Raw genomic sequence first — 18,175 nt, 5'->3', positions numbered from 1 at the left:
CTCCTCGGTCATCTTGAAGTCCTTGAGCCACTTGCCGACCTCGGGGTTCTCCGCGGAGAAGCCCTTGCGCGCGAGCGTGTGCACGCCGTCGCCCTTGCCCCAGGATCCCTTGGGATCCTTGAGCTTCTTCAGGTCGTAGGTGCTGTAGGCCCAGTGCGGCGACCACAGGGTGGTGACGATGGGTTCCTTCTTGTCGTACGCGCGCTTCAGCTCGGCCAGCATGCCGGGCGTGGAGCCGTCGACGACCTTGTACTCCCCCTCGAGGCCGTAGTCCTTCAGAACCTTGTCCTTGAGGATGCCCATCATTCCGGCACTCGGCTCGATGCCGACGATCCGGCCCTTGAACCGGTCCGACGCGCCCTTGAGGTCGTCGAGGGAGTCGATGCCCTTCATGTACGAGGGGACGGACAGCTCCAGCGACGTGGGCCCGTACCAGGAACCCAGGTCCTCGAGCTTGTCCTGGTACTTCTCCATGTACGAGGCGTGGGTGACCGGCAGCCAGGCGTCGGTCTGGAAGTCGATCTGGCCGCCCGCGAGGCCGGTGTACAGCGAGCCGGCCTCCAGCTGCTTGGTCTCGACCTCGAAGCCGCGCTGCTCCAGCAGCTCCTTCCACAGGAAGGTGGAGGCGATGCCCTCGTCCCACGGGATGTAGCCGATGGACACCTTCTTGCCGTCCCCGATCCGCGGCGCGCCGGCGGTGTCGGTCTTGGCGCCGCCGAACATGCCCATGCCGCCCGCGACGAGCGCGAGCACGACGATGCCGACGACGGCGACGGCGGACTGCGGACGGTGGTCCCAGATCTTGATCCGGCCGGTCATGGCGCGTGCCTTGGCGAGAGCGCGGCGGCCGAGCGGCGAGACCTGGCGGCCCAGGGCGCCGGTGATGCGGTCCAGGTACATCGCGAGGATCACGATGGAGACGCCCGCCTCGAAGCCGAGGCCGATGTCGACGTTGCCGATGGCCCGGTAGACGGCGCCGCCGAGACCGCCGCCGCCGACCATGCCGGCGATGACGACCATGGACAGCCCCAGCATGATGACCTGGTTGATGCCGGCCATGATCGTGGGCAGGGCGAGCGGGAGCTGGACACCGAGCAGCGTGCTGCGGGGCGTGGTGCCGAAGGCCTCCGCGGCCTCGACGAGCTCCTCGTCGACCTGGCGGATGCCGAGTTCGGTCATCCGGACGCCCGGAGGCAGCGCGAAGACGATGGTGGCGATGATGCCGGGGACGACGCCGACGCCGAAGAAGATGATGCCGGGGATCAGGTAGACCATCGCCGGCATGGTCTGCATGAAGTCGAGCACGGGCCGGATGACCGTGCTGACCGTCTTGGACCGCGAGGCCCAGATGCCGAGCGGAACGGCGATCACCAGCGTGACGATGGTGGCGACCAACACGAGCGACAGGGTCGACATGGCGTCTTCCCACAGCTCGATGGAGTCGATCAGCGCGAATCCCGCGAAGGCGAGGACACCTGCGAGCAGCCCGCGCAGCCACCAGGCGACCACCGCGAGAATGCCGGCGAAGAGCAGCGGCTCGGGTGCGGAGAGGGCCGCGTCGATTCCGTCGTACATCCCGGTGACGAGCGCGCTGATCGCGTCGAACAGCCAGGACAGGTGGCGCTGGAGCCAGTCGACACCGCTGTCGACCCAGTCGCCGAGGTGGAGCCTAGGCACTGGCCACCGCCTTGTCCGCCGGGGCGGCGGGTATCACGGCGGCGGGCGCGGACTGCGCCGGCACGGTGGGCACGGCGGGGCTCATGGGCTCGCCGAGAACGGCGAGCAGCCGGGCACGCGGTACGACGCCGGCCAGTTCGCCCTCGTCGTCGACGACGGCGACAGCGACACCGCTGGTGGAGCAGGGGGTGAACAGCTCGATGATCGGCGTGTCCGCTGCGACGGTCGCCGGCGCGGCGGCCAGCACGTCCTCGGCGTTGCGCAGTTCCTTGCCGCTGTCCGTCCTCGTGCCGTAGGCCGTCTCGGGGTCGGCCATGATGGCACCGGCGGTGAGCACCCGGGAGCGGTCGACGTCCTGCGTGAAGGAGGCGACGTAGTCGTTGGCGGGAGTGACGAGGATGTCCTCGGCGGTTCCGAGCTGGACGATCCGGCCGTCGCGCATCACCGCGATCGAGTCGCCGAGACGCATGGCCTCGTTGAGGTCGTGGGTGATGAAGACGATGGTCTTCTTGAGGCGCTTCTGCAGCTCGAGCAGCTGGTCCTGCATGTCGCGGCGGATCAGCGGGTCGAGGGCGCTGAAGGACTCGTCCATCAGCAGCAGGTCGGCGTCGGTGGCCAGCGCACGGGCGAGACCCACGCGCTGCTGCATACCGCCGGAGAGCTCGTCGGGCCAGGAGTCCTCCCAGCCGGCGAGCCCGGCCAGCTCGAGCGCCTCCGCGGCGCGCTTGTCGCGCTCGGCGCGGGGGACGCCCTGGACCTCGAGGCCGTAGCCGGCGTTCTCGAGAACGCTGCGGTGCGGGAAGAGCGCAAAGTGCTGGAAGACCATGCTGATCTTGGTGGAGCGCACGGTGCGCAGGTCGCGGGCGCTCAGCGCGGTCAGGTCCTGGCCGTCGAACAGCACCCGTCCGGCGGTCGGCTCCAGCAGCCCGTTGAGCATGCGGAGCAGGGTGGACTTGCCGGATCCCGACAGACCCATGACGACGAATATCTGGCCCGGCTCGACGCTGAAGGAGGCGTCGATGACCGCGGCGGTCGTCCCGTCGGCGCGCAGCTCGTCGCGGTCGGCGCCGCTTTCGAGCCTGGAGACCGCTTCGTCGGGTCGTCTGCCGAACACTTTGTACAAGTGCTCGGCCTGCAGCCTGGACACATACACCTCACGGGTCGAACCGAAACGGCCCGCCACCCCCACCGGCAGGCCGTGGAGCGTGAGGGGTCTGCCCGTTGCCCGGTGCAATTGTTGAAACTGATACCGGGTCCGCTCCGGGCGCGCACCTGCCCCGACCTGCGCTGGTCAAACGGAAGTGTGATCCAGTTCACCCGGGAGTCATCTTCCGGGCGTCGGGGCGGGCCGCGGCCCACTGTCGGTGGTGTGCGGCATCATCGTGCGTGTGACGCGACGCCTGATGCTCCTCGACACCGCTTCCCTGTATTTCCGCGCCTACTACGGAGTCCCCGACTCGGTCCGGGCGCCCGACGGCACACCGGTCAACGCGGTGCGCGGGCTGCTCGACTTCATCGCGCGGCTGGTCCAGGACCACCGGCCGGACGACCTGGTGGCCTGCTGGGACAACGACTGGCGTCCGCAGTGGCGGGTGGACCTCATCCCCTCGTACAAGGCGCACCGCGTCGCGGAGGAGCACGATCTCGGCCCGGACGAGGAGGAGGTCCCCGACACCCTCACTCCCCAGATCCCGGTGATCGAGGCCGCGCTCGCGGCGGTCGGAATCGCCCGCGTGGGCGCCGACGGTTACGAGGCGGACGACATCATCGGCACCCTGACGGCGCGGGCGACCGGCCCCGTCGACATCGTGACCGGCGACCGCGACCTGTTCCAGCTGGTCGACGACGAGCGGGAGCGGCGGGTGCTGTATCCGCTGAAGGGCGTCGGCACACTCCAGGCGACGGACGAGGCGTGGCTGCGCGAGAAGTACGGCGTGGACGGCCCGGGCTACATCGACCTGGCGCTGCTGCGCGGCGACCCGAGCGACGGGCTGCCGGGCGTGCCCGGTATCGGCGAGAAGACCGCGGCCAAGCTGCTCGACGCATACGGCGACCTGGACGGGATCATGGCGGCGGTCGGCGACCGCACCTCCAGGCTGACGCCCGCGCAACGCCAGCGACTGGACGAGGCGAGGGCGTACATCGCCGTCGCGCCGAAGGTCGTCAGGGTCGCCGCCGACGTGGCACTGCCCGACTTCGACGCCTCCCTGCCGAGCGCTCCGCGCGATCCCGTCGCACTCGAGGAGCTGGCGGAGCGGTGGGGGCTGGGCGGGGCGGTGGTGCGACTGGTGTCGGCCCTGCAGCGCTGAGGCGCGTCTCCCCCGGGCGGGATGTTAACTTAGGCAATCCTAAGCAGGATCGTCCAGGGGAGTAGCACCGTGGCAGACCGAGCGGAACGACCGGCCCGCACATCACCGAAGGTCCACGAGGCAAAGGTGGTGCGCACCGAGCGGATCACCCCGCACATGGTGCGGGTGGTCCTGGGCGGTGAGGGACTGGCCACGTTCGAACTCGGCGAGTTCACGGACCACTACGTCAAACTGATCTTCCCGGCCGAGGGCGTCCGACACCCGGAACCCTTCGACATGGACCGCATCCGCGGGGAACTCCCGCGCGACCAGTGGCCCGCGAACCGCACGTACACGGTGCGGAGCTGGGACGCCGTCCACCGCGAGCTGACCATCGACTTCGTCGTCCACGGCGACGAGGGCCTCGCGGGCCCCTGGGCGGCCCGCGCGCAGGTCGGCGAGACCATGCGGTTCCTGGGCCCCGGCGGGGGCTACGCCCCGGATCCCGAGGCGGACTGGCACCTGCTCGCCGGCGACGAGAGCGCTCTGCCCGCGATCGCGGCGGCGCTGGAGCGGATGCCGGCGGGCACGACCGCCCACGCCTTCGTGGAGGTCGACGGCCCGGACGACGAGCAGAAGATCGCCGCCCCGGACGGTGTCGAGATCACCTGGCTCCACCGCGGCGGTCGCCCGGTCGGCGAGGCCCTGGTCGCGGCGGTGACGGCGCTGGACTTCCCGGAGGGACGCGTCTGCGCGTTCGTGCACGGGGAGGCGGCCTGCGTGAAGGACCTGCGACGGCTGCTGCGGGTGGAGCGCGGGATCCCGCGGGAGCGGCTGTCGATCTCGGGGTACTGGCGGCTGGGCAAGACGGACGAGGCGTGGCGCGCGGTGAAGCGGGAGTGGAACGAGCAGGTGGAGCGGGAGCAGGAACGCGCGTCCTGAACAGGGCCCCCTCCTCGTCGCTCCTGCCTCGGCGTCGTCCGTGGACAGTGGATCTGGCGCGGCGGATGATGAGACGAAACGGGAAATCTAGGGACGGAAGGTATGGATCGCCATGTCTGAGCACCCTGATTGCGCCCTGGTCCGCCGGGGTTACACCGCGTTCGTCGCCGGCGACATGGACACACTCGGCAGCCTGATGACGGGCGACGCCGTCTACCACCTGCCCGGCAACAACCAGCTCTCCGGACACCACAAGGGCCGGGACGCCATCCTGGATGTGTTCCGGCGCATGGGCCAGGAGACCAACGGCACGATGCAGATCCAGGTCGAGGCGGTGCTCGCCGACGGGCGCGGCCATGTCATGTCGTTCCACACGGTCCGGGCCGACCGCGGCAACCGCGGGATCGAGGTCCGCGTAGGGCTGTTCTTCACGATCGTGGGCGGCAAGATCACCGACATCGACGAGTGCACGGAGGATCTCGACGAGGTGGACGCCTTCTGGAGCTGACGGGCTGACGGGCTGAGCCGCAGTCAGGCGGGGCCGCCCTCGGGTCGCTCCACGAGTCGGCGGCCCCGGCGTGTGCGCCGGGGCCGCGGGCTCGTAGCGAGGTCAGCCGACCGAGCTGTACGCGACCACGCCGCGCAGCAGCCCGTCGACCGCCTTGCGGGCGTTCTTCGCGACGGTGCTGTTCTCCCTCGGCGCGGCCGCGGCGATCTGGCCGAGCACGTCGATGACCTGCTTGCACCAGCGCACGAAGTCGCCCGCGGGCATCTCCGCCTCGCGCAGCACCTCGTCCAGCCCCTTGTCGGACGCCCATTGATGGGCGGCCCAGGCGAAGCCGAGGTCGGGCTCCCGCTGCCCGACGCCCTCCGCCTGGTTGATCCTGAACTCCTCTTCCAGGGCGTCCAGCCTGCCCCAGATGCGGACCATCTCGCCCAGCGCCGCCTTCGCCCTGCCGGCGGGGACCTTGGGTGCCACCGCGTCGTCCGACTGGCGCGCCTCGTAGACCAACGCGGAGACACACGCGGCCAGTTCCGCGGGATTCAGTCCTTCCCAGACGCCTTCCCGCAGACACTCGCTGGCCAGCAGGTCCAGTTCGCCGTAGAGCCGGGCCAGGCGCTTGCCGTGCTCGGTGACCTCGTCGTCGCGGAGGTAGTCCATCTCGCTCAGCAGGGCGACGATCCGGTCGAAGGTCCGGGCGATCGTGTTCGTCCGGCCCTCGATACGGCGCTCCAGCTGGCGGGTGTCCCGGTGCAGGCGGTGGTAGCGCTCGGCCCAACGGGCGTGGTCCTCACGCTCGTCGCAGCCGTGGCAGGGGTGTGCGCGCAGTTCCGCGCGCAGCCTGGTGATCTCGCGGTCGTCGGCTGCGGCGGACCGCTGTCTGCGGTGCCGCTCCGGCTCGATGTGCCCCGCCTTGGTCCGCAGGGCGGAGGCGAGGTCCCGACGTGACTGCGGGGAACGGGGGTTGAAGGACTTCGGGACACGCATCCGCTCCAGCGCCTCGACCGGAACCGGGAAGTCGATGGACGCGAGCCGCTTGACCTGCCGCTCGGCGGTCAGCACGAGCGGTCGGGGCCCGTCGTGGTACTCGAAGCCGCGGTGGCCGTTGGTCCGGCCGGCCGGGATACCGGGGTCGAGCACCAGAGCCAGCCCGGCGAACTTGCCCGTGGGGACGTGGATGACGTCCCCCGGCTTCAGCTTCTCCAGCGACGCGGCGGCGGCCGCGCGGCGCTGCGCGGCCCCCTGCTTGGCCAGTTCGGTCTCACGGTCCTTCAGGTCGCGGCGCAGCCGCGCGTACTCCTCGAAGTCGCCGAGGTGGCAGGTCATGCCCTCGCGGTAGCCCTGGAGCCCCTCCTCGTTGCGCTGCACCTGGCGGGAGATGCCGACGACCGACTTGTCCGCCTGGAACTGCGCGAACGAGGTCTCCAGCAGCTCGCGCGAGCGGTGCCGCCCGAACTGCTGCACCAGGTTGACCGCCATGTTGTACGAGGGCTTGAAGCTGGAGCGCAGCGGATACGTGCGTGTTCCGGCGAGTCCGGCGAGGGCGCTCGGGTCCATGGCCCGCTGCCACAGGACCACCGCATGGCCCTCGACGTCGATGCCGCGGCGACCGGCGCGGCCGGTCAACTGGGTGTACTCGCCGGGGGTGATGTCTGCGTGCTGCTCGCCGTTCCATTTGACGAGCTTCTCCAACACCACGGAACGGGCAGGCATGTTGATGCCGAGCGCCAGCGTCTCCGTGGCGAACACGGCCTTGACCAGGCCCCGTACGAACAGCTCCTCCACGACCTCCTTGAAGGTCGGCAGCATGCCGGCGTGGTGCGCGGCGATGCCTCTCTCGAGGCCTTCCAGCCACTCGTAGTAGCCGAGGACATGGAGGTCCTCGCGCGGGATGGAGGACGTACGCTCCTCGACGATCTCGCGCACCCTTGTGCGCGCGTCCTCGTCGTTGAGCCGCAGGCCGGCGTGGAGGCACTGCTGGACGGCGGCCTCGCAGGCCGCGCGGCTGAAGATGAACGTGATGGCCGGCAGCAGCCCTTCGGCGTCGAGCCGGTCGATGACCTCGGGCCGGCCCGGCGTCCAGATGCGGTTGCGCTGCCGCCGCTCCCGCTCCCGGTCCGCCTCGCGCACCATCTTGCCGCGGCGGCGGTCGCGCGGGTTGTACGTGCGCTGGTTCTCCATCCGGGCCAGGCGGACGAGGTCGGGGTTGACCTCGCGGCGGGCGACCCCGCGGCCGCCGTGGTCGGTCTCCTCCTCGAAGAGGTCGTACATCCGCCGCCCTGCCATGACGTGCTGCCACAGCGGGACGGGCCGGTGCTCGGAGACGATGACCTCGGTGTCGCCGCGGACGGTGTCGAGCCAGTCCCCGAACTCCTCCGCGTTCGACACGGTCGCCGAGAGTGACACCAGGGTCACCGACTCGGGGAGGTGGATGATGACTTCCTCCCAGACGGCGCCGCGGAAGCGGTCGGAGAGATAGTGCACCTCGTCCATGACGACGTGACCGAGGCCGCGCAGCGCCTGCGAGCCCGCGTACAGCATGTTGCGCAGCACCTCGGTGGTCATGACGACCACCGGTGCGTCGGAGTTGACGCTGTTGTCACCGGTCAGCAGGCCGACCTTGTCCGCGCCGTACCGCTTGACCAGGTCGGCGTACTTCTGGTTCGACAGGGCCTTGATCGGCGTGGTGTAGAAGCACTTGCGGCCCTGCTGGAGGGCGAGATGGACGGCGAACTCACCGACGATGGTCTTGCCGGAGCCGGTGGGCGCGGCGACGAGCACGCCCTTGCCCGCCTCCAGGGCCTGGCATGCCTCGATCTGGAAGGGATCGAGCTCGAAGTCGTACAACGCGCGGAAGGGGGCCAACGCGGTGGCCTCCTCGACGGCGCGGATCCGGGCGGCGGCGTAGCGCTCTGCGGGAGAGAGGTCCTCGGTCATCTTGTTCATGAGCCTACCCGCCGCCTCTGACAGTGAGCGGATCTTTAATCGGACCAGGGCAACTACCGGATGGGATACCCGGCGGGGGCGGGGCGAAGCATGCGAAAAGCGGGGCCCGCCGCCTCAGCGGGCCCCGCTTCCGTCCTGTCGGCTGCGCCTCAGGTGATGTCGTCGTAGCCGTTCAGCCGGTGCGAGCGCCCGCCGTCGGCCTCGCCGGTGGACTGCTCGGGGAGGGCACGAGCGGTGGCCGAGACGGACTCCACCTCGCCGAGTGCCGCGGGGGTGAGATCGAGATCCGAGGCTTCGTCGTCGTCGAGGTCCGCGTCGGGGTCGTTGCGGCGGCGGCGTCGGTCGTTCAGCAGCGAGAACCCGACGGCCAGGAAGTAGAGCAGGATGATCGGCCCGGAGAGGGCGATCATGCCCAGCGGGTCGGTCGACGGGGTGGCGATCGCTCCGAAGACGAAGATGCCCATGACGGACCCGCGCCACCAGCCGAGCATCCGGCGCCCGGTCACCACGCCTGCCGCGTTCAGCATGATCAGGATGAGCGGCAGTTCGAACGAGAAACCGAAGATCAGCACCATACGGACGGCGAAGTCCAGGATGGTGTCGACCTCCAGGATGTTCGCGGCGGTCTCCGGCGTGATGCTCAGCAGCACCTTCATGCTGACCGGCATGATCAGGAACGCCAGGTAGGCGCCGGCCACGAAGAGAGGGATGGCCGCGGCAGCGAAGTAGTACGTGTACTTCTTCTCGGTCTTGTGCAGCCCGGGTGCCACGAAGGCCCACAGCTGGTAGAGCCAGACCGGACAGGACACGATGATGCCCGCCATGAGGACCACCTTGACGGTGGTGGTGAAGGGCGACAGCAGATTGCTGTACGCGATGACCGCGCACTTGCCGCCGGTGGTGAGATCCCCCTTCTCGCATGCGGGGACCGGCGACGCAAGGAGGTCCATCAGCTCCTGGCTGTAGAAGGCGGCGACCACGGAGGTGATCACAATCGCCAGCATCGCCTTCGCGAGCCGGTTGCGGAGCTCACGGAGATGGTCCGCGAGTGGCATCCGCCCCTCGGGGTCCTTCTCCTTCTCCTTGAGTTTCGAGCGGGCAGGCTTGAGCAACCCACGTCCTCATCTCGTGCGGCAGGCCATCGTCGAACGGCCTTGGGTCGTCAGCGCTGGGGGGTGTCGGTGGGCTCGTTCACAGGACGGGCGCTGGTGACATCGCCGGGCGCGGCCTGGATGGTGCGGGACGGCGGGGTCTGGCCCTGCGCCGGGTCCTTGGGCTCTGCCGGGGTGGCCGCGGGCTGGCCCTCGGACTTCATCGCCTTGGCCTCGCTCTTGAGGATCCGCGCGGACTTGCCGAGCGAACGCGCCATGTCCGGAAGCTTCTTGGCACCGAACAGGAGGAGGATGAGAAGCGCGATGATGATGATCTCGGTGGGGCCGATCTGTCGGAACATAACTGTGTCTACCTTCTCACCGAGGCGGCATGGGGCTCTTGGCTGCTGACCGCGATGGGGACAGATGTCCGAACCGCGACGGCAGCGATCCTAACTCGCACGGGTAAACGCAGGGCAATCCCTGTGCATACTCACGTCAGCGGTCGGCGCCTCATCACCTGTGCCGCCACCAGCAGCCTACCGCCCGGGCCCGGCCCGCAGGAGGGGGCGACGTCGATCTCCGGCGGGGGTCGAGGGGAACCCGTGGCTCAGCGCAGGGCCTCTCCGGAGCGGGCGAGTCCGGTCGCCGCCCGCTCCAGGTCCTCGGCGGCGCGATCGATGCGGTCGGCGGTACGGGCGACTTCGGAGCCCAGACGCCGGGCCTCGATGAAAACCCTGATGCCGAGGACACCCAGGACGGCGATCCCGAGGAAGCCGAGTGCGATGGCGAGCATGGGCCAGAACATGCGCAGAGCCTAGACCGTTCCTGCAGCGATTTCCGAGCCGGGCATCACACGGTCGAGTGCAGGCGCAGGGTCCTGACCCCGCCCCCGGTGAGCAGTTCGACGATCCGCTCGCCCGCCGGCTTGCGGACCGCCGAGCCGCACTCGGGGCAGGTGAAGGAGTAGAAGGTGGTGCGGCGGCTGCCGCCGATGGCGAGGCGCAGCGATCCCGCGGAAAGCTCGAAGCGGGCGCGGCAGTCGGGACAGGCGGCCTTGAAAAGGACCGGCCCGACCCGGGCGGGGACCGGGGACATCGAGGGGATCCGTGGCGTCACGGTCATAGGGCGCCGGCTCCTTGTTCCTGACTGTCGTACGGCCCCCGGGCGTCGTGCGGGTCCCCGGCGTCGTACGCGGCGAGGGCCTCGCACGCCGCCGTGCGCGCGCTGTCCGCGAGCTCCTGGGGCGACACGATCCGCCCGTCCCTGCCCAGTCGCAACGCCAGGCGACGCAGCGAAGACGGCATCGGCGTACGCAGCGTGATGCGCAGACCACCGTCCGGCAGTTCCTCGGCACGGTCGTGCGGGTAGTACTCGGCGACCCAGCGTCCTTTGGGGGCCACCTCGACGACCACCTCCGGATCGTCCGGCGACGGCTGGACCAGGCCTTCCGACAGGTCGCGCAGCTCGATCTCGGGGGGCGCCGCCGGAGCGTCGAGCAGCCGGATCTCCGCGACGCGGTCGAGGCGGAAGGTCCGGCGCGCCTCCGAGAGGCGGCACCAGGCCTCCATGTACGTGTGGCCGACGGCGAAGAGCCGGATCGGATCGACCTCGCGCTCCGTCAGCTCGTCACGGGCGGGCGAGTAGTACCGCAGCCAGAGCCGCCGCCGCTCGGAGATGGCCCGGTCGACGTCGGCGAAGACCCCGCCCTCCGACTCGAAGGTCACCGAGAGCCGGGAGCTGGCGCCCGCGGCCTCGCCCGCGGCCGCCTCCAGCTTCGCCGTGGCCCGCAGCAGCGCCTCGCGGTCGCCTTCGCGCAGGCCGGGAAGGGTCGCGACGGCACGGGCCGCGACCAGCAGCGCGGTCGCCTCGTCGGCAGCGAGTCGCAGCGGCTCCGCGGTGGACTCCCCGGACGCGTCGGGGTTGCGCCACCAGATCCGCTCGCCGTCGGTGTCGATGTCCAGCAGATCGCCGCCCCGGAAGCTGGTCCCGCACATGGGCAGCACGTCGAGGTCGGAGATCAGCTCGTCCTCGGTGATGCCGAAGGCGCGGGCGACGTCGGCGATACGGGCGCCGGGGCGCTCGCGCAGGTATGTCACCAGCGACAGCATTCGCCGGGTCTGGTCGATGGCGTTCGCGGCCATGTCGTCTCGGTTCCCCTCAGCCCTTGGCCACGGCGCGCAGCCGGTCGACCACATCGGCCCGCAGATCCGCGGGCTCCAGTACGACGACGTCCGGACCGAACTCGACGAGCCAGGCATCCAGCCCGTGCCCGTACGGAATCTCCAACTCGTCCCACCCGCCGCCGAGTTCCCGCACGGCGGTGGCCCGCGATCGCAGCGGATAGCCGCAGCCTGCGCGCAGCCTGATCCGCGCGGAGCGGGTCGCCGTCTCGCCGGCCCAGCTCTCGACGGTCTCGCGGACGGTGACGACATCCGGCACGGGGGCGGTGAACGAGCCCGCGCGCGAACGGACCTTGCCGGTGATCCGGGACAGCCGGAACACCCGCTCCGCACCCCGGCCGCGGTCGAAGCCGGCGAGATACCAGTGACCGCGCCAGCATTCGAGCGTCCACGGTTCGACTTGGCGCTGCTCGGGCCGGGCGGAGTTCGCCTTGCGGTAGTCGAAGACGACCGGGCGGCGGTCGCGGCAGGCGAGCATCAGCGGTTCGAAGGCCGCCTCGTGGACGGGGATGCGCGGTTCGAGGGCGCTGTGCTGGATCTCGTACGCGTCCTCGGTCTCCGGCATGCCGGCCGCGCGCAGCTTCTGGAGGGCACCGCTGGCGGCCCCGGCGAGGCGCGCCTGCTGCCAGACCTTGGCGGCAAGGCCCAGCGCGGCGGCTTCCTCCGCGTCCAGGGTGATCGGCGGCAGCCGGTTGCTGTCGCGGCGTGCGAGGTAGCCGATGTCCCCGTCGAGGGACTCCACCGTCTCGATCACCAGGCCGAGTTCGCGCAGATCGTCCTTGTCGCGCTCGAACATCCGGTTGAAGGAGTCGTCGGAACCGGCCTCCAGGTAGGCCTCGATGGACCCGCGCAGCTCGCGCTTGCTGAGCGGGCGCCGGGTCCCGAGCAGACACAGCGCCAGATTCATCAGCCGCTCGGCCTTGGCAATGGCCATCGACGCCCTTCGCCTCCGTATGAAGTCCGTTACGCCCGTCGACCGTACCGCCCCGGGGTGTCTGGACAAAAGCGAGGGCCCGTGCCATCAGGCACGGGCCCTCGCACTACCGCTCGATGATCGGCCTCAGACGGCCATCAGGTCACAGACGAAGATCAGCGTCTCGCCGGGGGCGATACGGCCGCCTGCGCCGCGGTCGCCGTAGGCCAGGTGCGCGGGGATGGTCAGCTGGCGGCGGCCGCCGACCTTCATGCCCTGCACGCCCTGGTCCCAGCCGGAGATGACCTGGCCGACGCCCAGCTGGAAGCGCAGCGGGGTGCCGCGGTTCCACGACGCGTCGAACTCCTCACCGGTGGAGAAGGCCACGCCCACGTAGTGGACGGAGACGGTGTCGCCCGCCTTCGCCACCGGGCCGTCGCCCTCCCAGATGTCCTTGATCTCCAGGTCGGCCGGCGGCTCGCCACCCGGGAAGTCGATCTCGGGCTTCTCGATGCTCACGGTGTTGCTCCTTGCGTTCTCTGTGCGATCAACCGGGACAGTCTCGCAGAATGCCCCGGCCTGCCTACTGAACCGCCAGGATGTCGACCGAGAAGACCAGGGTGGACTTGGCCGGGATGCCCTGCTGCTCCTTGTCGCCGTAAGCCATGTCCGGCGGGATGACGAGCAGCACACGACTGCCGACCTTCTTGCCCTCCAGACCCTTCTGCCAGCCCGGGATGACCTGGGCGAGCGGGAAGCTGACCGGGGCGTTGCCCCGGGCGTAGCTGCTGTCGAACTCCTTGCCGTCCTTCCACAGGACGCCCTTGTACTTCACGGAGAGGGTGTCCGTGGCCTTGACCGCGGGGCCGGAGCCCTCGATCACGTAGTTCGAGACCAGCTTGGTCGGCGCGTCCTTCTTGGGCACCGTCAGCGACGGCGCCTCGCCGTCCGTGTTCGTGCCGACCTTGGGGAGGTCGATGTTGTCCTGGGCGACCTCGCTGCCCTTCGCGGACGTCGGGAGCGTGGTGCCCTTGACGATGTCCATGACGAAGACCAGCGTGGAGTTGGCCGGGATGCCCTGCTGCTCCTGCGGGCCGTAGGCGAGGTCCGGCGGGATGGACACCTCGAGGCGGCTGCCGACCTTCTGGCCGTCGAGCGCTTTCTGCCATCCCTCGATGACTCCGCCGCCGCCGAGCGTGACGGGGAACGGCTCTCCTCGGTCGAAGCTGTTGTCGAACGGCTCGTCGCCGTCCCAGACCTGGCCCAGATAGTTGACCTGGGCGATGTCGCCCTTCTTGAGTTTCTGGCCCTTGCCTTCGCTGACAACGTTGACCTTCAGGTCCTTGGGGGGCTCTCCCTCACCCTTGGCAAGGGTCGGCTTCTCCCCGAACTTCGCACCCTCGGTGATGGTGGGCAGTCCGTTCGTCATCGACGTGGAGGCGGAATCGGAGCCCTTGTCGTCGCCGCACGCCGCTGTCGTCAACAGCAGCAGGGGTACGACGAGCAGGCCGGCAAGTCGGCGCACGTGTTCCTCAGATCTCTAACGGCTCGGTAGATGCGGACACTCTAGGGCGTGCCGAGGGCCCCGCACGAGAAACGTACGGGGCCCGGGTGACGTTCCGACACACGTGCGACGCGACGGCGACGCACGTGCCGCTACATGCCGGCGATCAGCTTTTCGACGCGGTCGTCGACCGAACGGAAGGGGTCCTTGCACAGCACGGTGCGCTGCGCCTGGTCGTTGAGCTTGAGGTGCACCCAGTCGACGGTGAAGTCCCGGCGCTGCTCCTGCGCCCGGCGGATGAAGTCGCCGCGCAACCGCGCCCTGGTGGTCTGCGGGGGCACCGACTTGCCCTCGAAGATCTTGAGGTCGTTGCAGATGCGGGCGGCCTGCCCCTTGCGCTCCAGGAGGTAGTAGAGCCCGCGCCTGCGGTGGATGTCGTGGTAGGCGAGGTCTATCTGCGCGACCCGCGGATGGGACATGGACATGTTGTGCTTGGCGCGGTAGCGCTCCAGCAGCTTGTACTTCATGACCCAGTCGATCTCGGTACCGATGCGGTCGAGGTCCTCCGCCTCGATCGCATCGAGCGTGCGGCCCCACAGCTCCAGGACCTGCTCGACCGTGCCGGTGCGGATGCCGCGGCGGTCGACGAAGTCCACCGCCTTCTCGTAGTACTCGCGCTGGACCTCGAGGGCGGAGGCCTCTCGGCCGCTGGCCAGGCGGACCTTGCGCTGCCCTGTGATGTCGTGGCTGACCTCGCGGATGGCCCGGATCGGGTTCTCCAGTGTGAGGTCGCGCATGACGGTGCCCGCTTCGATCATGCGCAGCACCAGGTCGGTCGCACCGACCTTCAGCAGCATCGTCGTCTCCGACATGTTCGAGTCGCCGACGATGACGTGCAGCCGGCGGTAGCGCTCGGCGTCCGCGTGCGGCTCGTCGCGGGTGTTGATGATGGGGCGCGAACGCGTGGTGGCGGAGCTGACGCCCTCCCAGATGTGCTCGGCCCGCTGGCTGACGCAGTACACCGCTCCCCGCGGCGTCTGCAGCACCTTGCCCGCGCCGCAGAGCAGCTGCCTGGTGACGAGGAACGGAATGAGGATGTCCGCCAGCCGCGAGAACTCGCCGTGGCGAGCGACGAGATAGTTCTCGTGGCAGCCGTAGGAGTTTCCCGCCGAGTCGGTGTTGTTCTTGAACAGATAGACGTCGCCCGCGATTCCCTCCTCGTGCAGGCGGCGTTCGGCGTCGACGAGAAGGCCTTCGAGAATGCGCTCGCCCGCCTTGTCGTGCGTGACCAGCTCGGTCACATTGTCGCATTCGGGTGTTGCGTATTCCGGATGCGAACCCACGTCGAGGTACAGGCGGGCGCCGTTCCGCAGAAAGACATTGCTGCTGCGGCCCCATGACACGACACGGCGGAAGAGGTAGCGCGCCACTTCGTCAGGTGACAGTCGGCGCTGTCCCCTGAACGTGCACGTGACGCCGTACTCGTTCTCCAGCCCGAAAATGCGGCGGTCCATGTCTGAACATTACGCCTCACGGCCTGAGCTGAAACCGGGTTGGGCGGCACCGTTTCGATCATTTTCCGATGCCTGGGGGCCAAACCTCTTGATGCCCTCGATACGGGCAGGAACTGCGAGTACCCGCTGAGTGGCCGTCAGAACCAGCAGTGCGGCGATTCCTCCGGCGCCCGCGACGGCGAAACTCCATGCGGTACCGCCGATCTCGACCGCCGGCCCCGCGACGGCCGTACCGACCGCCGCGCCGACACCGAAGGTGGTCACCAGCCAGGAGAACGCCTCCGTGACCGTGCCGCGCGGCGCGTGCCGGTCGACGACGATGAACGCGCAGGCGATCGCGGGCGCAAGGAACACACCGGCGACCGCCGCCAGCGCCGTCATCGCGGCCACGCCCGGCGTGAGGATCAGCGGGAGGTAGCCGACGGCCAGCAGGCCGACGATGATGCGCAGCCGACGCTCGGGCGGCCCGGCCCACTGCCGCGCGCCGTAGGCGACGCCGCCGACCAGGGCGCCGAGGCCCAGCGCGGCCATCAGCCATCCGTACACGGCCTGCCGGCCGTGGTCGTCGGCATAGGCCACGCCGGCGACCGTGATCGAGCCGAGGGCCAGTCCGACGAAGAAGAACGCGCCGAGCAGCGCGAGCAGTCCCGGCGAGCGCAGCGCGCCCAGCCAGTGCGCTTCGCGGGGAGCGGAACGCCAGTCACGGGACGGCTGGGACATCACGACCGACAGCGCGCCCACGACCCCTATGGCGTTGATGACGAACAGCGCCGCACCGGGGGACCACAGGGACACGAGCAGGGTGACGAGCAGCGGGCCCACCGTGAACATGATCTCCTGGGCCACCGCGTCCATGGCGTACGCCCGGTGCACCCGGTCCTCCCGCCCCAGCACGCTCGGCCAGAGAGCCCGCAGGCCGCCCTCCAGCGGCGGGGTGAACAGGCCGGCGACGATCACGGCGGCGTACGCGACGGGCAGCGACCCGGTGCCGGCGGCGGCGAGCAGGAACATGCCGAGCGCGGAGACGACGGCCGCGGGCAGCTGCACCCGGGGCTGGCCGTGGAGATCGACGGCCCGGCCCAGCAGCGGCTGACCGACGGCGGTGGCGAGGCCGTAAACGGCGGCGAGCGCGCCCGCGAGGGTGTAGCTGCCGCCCTCGGCGCGGGTGAAGAGCACGATGGCGATGTGGGCCGTCGCGTTCGGCAGCCGGCCGACCAGGGTGCCGGTGAGCAGCCGAGCAGCGTGCGGCGCCTTGAGAATATCTGCGTACCCGCCGGCCATGCCGTCTCCTCTCCCCCGGCTCCCGTCGAGGTTTTACGTATAACGTGGTCCTCCATACGTACCATGTCGACAGTCCGCGGGTCCACAGCGCCGCCGCCCCGGACCCCGTGGCACCCCGACGGGCGGCCGAGGACGGCACCCCATGGCTCACCGGTCCCGGCAGGACCGACCCTCTACCGCCCAAGTGGAGTCCACTCGTCCCACCAGCAGGGACGTGGCCCGCGCCGCCGGTGTCTCCCAGGCGACCGTCTCCCTGGTGCTCGGCGACAAGTGGCGCGGCCGTGTCTCGGAACGCACCGCCACGGTGGTCCGCGAGGCCGCGCAGGAATTGGGCTACCGCCCCAACCTCGCCGCCCGCAATCTCCGTCTCGGCCGCACCAGGACCGCCCTTCTTGTCGTCCCGGCACTCACCAACGAATTCTTCGCGCGTGTCTACACCGGCGCCGCCGTGGTCGCCGCCCGGCACGGTTTCGGCGTCGTCCTCTACCCCTCGCCCGAGGGCGTCGGCCCCGCCAAGGACCCCTTCGCCTCGGCGCGCGCCGCACTCGACGGCGTCATCGCGTCCTCCATGGCGGCCCAGGCACTCGCCGCCATCCGCGGCTCGGACCTCCCCCTGGTGATGCTCGACAGCGACCCCGCGGACACCGCCGCAGCCGCACACGTCAACCTGGACATCGCCGACGGCATGCGCCAGGTGACGGACCATCTGGTCGGGCTCGGCCACCGGCGCATCGTGCATCTCGCGTCCGCCGTCGCCTCATGGACCTTCGACGTACGCGCCGGCGCGCTCCACACCGCGCTGGACGGGGTCCCCGACGCCCACGTGCGTACCGTCCCCGCGCCTCTCGACGTCGACGGCGCCCGAGAAGCGGCCGTACGCGCCCTCACCGCCCCCGGACCACGCGCCACGGCCATCGTCTGCGACGACGACATCCTCGCTGCCGGGGCCTGCAAAGCCGCACGTCGGCTCGGCCTGCGGGTGCCCGAGGACGTCACCGTCACCGGTTTCGACGACCTCGCACTCGCCACCGCCGTCGAACCCGAGCTCACCACCGTCCACCTGCCCGCCGAGAAGGTGGGCGAACGCGGCATGGCCGCCCTGCTCGCCGTCCTCGACGGACGCCGCCCCGAAGAGGGCGACCTCCCCGTCGAACTCGTCGTACGCGGCTCCTCGGCGCGCCCTGCCGCCTGACCCGCCGCTCGGGGGCCGTGCCGGACACGACGGCGCCCCGGACCGCGGGCGGCCCGAGCGGCCTGGTTCGTTCGCACGCGCTTGTACGCAGGCACCCGTACGGGTAGGAACGTGCAGGGACAGCAGGGCGCCTGTACCGGCG

17 protein-coding genes are annotated in these 18,175 nt (G+C 70.1%); 4 read left to right on the top strand and 13 right to left on the bottom strand.

The window, feature by feature from the left end; all coding sequences use genetic code 11:
* Together ABZ070_RS25325 and ABZ070_RS25320 are read right to left on the bottom strand one after the other, a co-directional pair.
* A partial coding sequence (locus ABZ070_RS25325) for an ABC transporter permease/substrate binding protein (RefSeq protein ID WP_356637616.1) occupies positions 1 to 1,677 on the bottom strand: 1,677 nt, incomplete at its 3' end.
* The gene (locus ABZ070_RS25320; RefSeq protein ID WP_356637614.1) at positions 1,670 to 2,824 is read right to left on the bottom strand and encodes a glycine betaine/L-proline ABC transporter ATP-binding protein; all 1,155 of its coding nucleotides are present in this window, start codon (positions 2,822 to 2,824) and stop codon (positions 1,670 to 1,672) included. The genes ABZ070_RS25325 and ABZ070_RS25320, both read right to left, overlap by 8 nt.
* A gap of 256 nt (positions 2,825 to 3,080) precedes the next feature.
* On the opposite strand from ABZ070_RS25320, the gene ABZ070_RS25315 reads away from it, so the two are divergent.
* The 3 genes from ABZ070_RS25315 to ABZ070_RS25305 all read left to right on the top strand — a co-directional run bounded on the left by ABZ070_RS25315 (position 3,081) and on the right by ABZ070_RS25305 (position 5,415).
* The gene (locus tag ABZ070_RS25315) at positions 3,081 to 3,986 is read left to right on the top strand and encodes a 5'-3' exonuclease (RefSeq protein ID WP_356637619.1); all 906 of its coding nucleotides are present in this window, start codon (positions 3,081 to 3,083) and stop codon (positions 3,984 to 3,986) included.
* Positions 3,987 to 4,055: 69 nt separating this feature from the next.
* A complete protein-coding gene (locus ABZ070_RS25310; RefSeq protein WP_356637613.1) occupies positions 4,056 to 4,907 on the top strand; it encodes a siderophore-interacting protein in 852 nt (283 codons plus the stop codon).
* A 112-nt stretch (positions 4,908 to 5,019) separates the two neighbouring features.
* A complete protein-coding gene (locus ABZ070_RS25305; RefSeq protein WP_356637612.1) occupies positions 5,020 to 5,415 on the top strand; it encodes a nuclear transport factor 2 family protein in 396 nt (131 codons plus the stop codon).
* 102 nt (positions 5,416 to 5,517) lie between these two features.
* On the opposite strand, the gene ABZ070_RS25300 is transcribed toward ABZ070_RS25305, so the two are convergent.
* From ABZ070_RS25300 to ABZ070_RS25250, 11 genes are all read right to left on the bottom strand, one after another.
* The gene (locus tag ABZ070_RS25300; protein ID WP_356637618.1) at positions 5,518 to 8,346 is read right to left on the bottom strand and encodes a DEAD/DEAH box helicase; all 2,829 of its coding nucleotides are present in this window, start codon (positions 8,344 to 8,346) and stop codon (positions 5,518 to 5,520) included.
* 158 nt (positions 8,347 to 8,504) lie between these two features.
* On the bottom strand, positions 8,505 to 9,410 hold the full coding sequence (gene tatC / locus ABZ070_RS25295) for a twin-arginine translocase subunit TatC (RefSeq protein ID WP_356637617.1): 906 nt from the start codon (positions 9,408 to 9,410) through the stop codon (positions 8,505 to 8,507).
* A gap of 107 nt (positions 9,411 to 9,517) precedes the next feature.
* The gene (gene tatA / locus ABZ070_RS25290) at positions 9,518 to 9,808 is read right to left on the bottom strand and encodes a Sec-independent protein translocase subunit TatA (RefSeq protein ID WP_356637611.1); all 291 of its coding nucleotides are present in this window, start codon (positions 9,806 to 9,808) and stop codon (positions 9,518 to 9,520) included.
* 248 nt (positions 9,809 to 10,056) lie between these two features.
* Positions 10,057 to 10,254, bottom strand: coding sequence for a hypothetical protein (locus ABZ070_RS25285; RefSeq protein ID WP_356637610.1), 198 nt, complete (start codon positions 10,252 to 10,254; stop codon positions 10,057 to 10,059).
* A gap of 44 nt (positions 10,255 to 10,298) precedes the next feature.
* Positions 10,299 to 10,571: a hypothetical protein gene (locus ABZ070_RS25280; protein ID WP_356637608.1), complete on the bottom strand. Its 273-nt coding sequence runs from the start codon at positions 10,569 to 10,571 to the stop codon at positions 10,299 to 10,301.
* Positions 10,568 to 11,590: a WYL domain-containing protein gene (locus ABZ070_RS25275; RefSeq protein WP_356637607.1), complete on the bottom strand. Its 1,023-nt coding sequence runs from the start codon at positions 11,588 to 11,590 to the stop codon at positions 10,568 to 10,570. The genes ABZ070_RS25280 and ABZ070_RS25275 overlap by 4 nt, the downstream gene beginning before the upstream one ends.
* Positions 11,591 to 11,606: 16 nt before the next feature.
* On the bottom strand, positions 11,607 to 12,563 hold the full coding sequence (locus tag ABZ070_RS25270) for a WYL domain-containing protein (protein WP_356637606.1): 957 nt from the start codon (positions 12,561 to 12,563) through the stop codon (positions 11,607 to 11,609).
* 126 nt (positions 12,564 to 12,689) lie between these two features.
* Positions 12,690 to 13,061: an FKBP-type peptidyl-prolyl cis-trans isomerase gene (locus ABZ070_RS25265; RefSeq protein WP_356637605.1), complete on the bottom strand. Its 372-nt coding sequence runs from the start codon at positions 13,059 to 13,061 to the stop codon at positions 12,690 to 12,692.
* A gap of 64 nt (positions 13,062 to 13,125) precedes the next feature.
* Entirely contained in the window at positions 13,126 to 14,067 is a 942-nt protein-coding gene (locus ABZ070_RS25260) for an FKBP-type peptidyl-prolyl cis-trans isomerase (RefSeq protein WP_356637604.1), read from the bottom strand.
* Between the two features lie 131 nt (positions 14,068 to 14,198).
* On the bottom strand, positions 14,199 to 15,560 hold the full coding sequence (gene pafA / locus ABZ070_RS25255) for a Pup--protein ligase (RefSeq protein WP_356637603.1): 1,362 nt from the start codon (positions 15,558 to 15,560) through the stop codon (positions 14,199 to 14,201).
* 9 nt (positions 15,561 to 15,569) lie between these two features.
* Positions 15,570 to 16,841, bottom strand: a complete 1,272-nt coding sequence (locus ABZ070_RS25250; RefSeq protein WP_356637602.1) for an MFS transporter — start codon at positions 16,839 to 16,841, stop codon at positions 15,570 to 15,572.
* A gap of 142 nt (positions 16,842 to 16,983) precedes the next feature.
* Between ABZ070_RS25250 and ABZ070_RS25245 the strand changes: the two genes are divergently transcribed.
* Positions 16,984 to 18,033, top strand: coding sequence for a LacI family DNA-binding transcriptional regulator (locus tag ABZ070_RS25245; protein WP_356637601.1), 1,050 nt, complete (start codon positions 16,984 to 16,986; stop codon positions 18,031 to 18,033).
* Positions 18,034 to 18,175: the final 142 nt, after the last annotated feature.

Source organism: Streptomyces sp. NPDC006283, from assembly GCF_040613325.1.
Taxonomy (GTDB): Bacteria; Actinomycetota; Actinomycetes; order Streptomycetales; family Streptomycetaceae; genus Streptomyces.
Note: the sequence above shows the minus strand (reverse complement) of the source record. Positions and strands in the feature narration are given on the sequence as shown.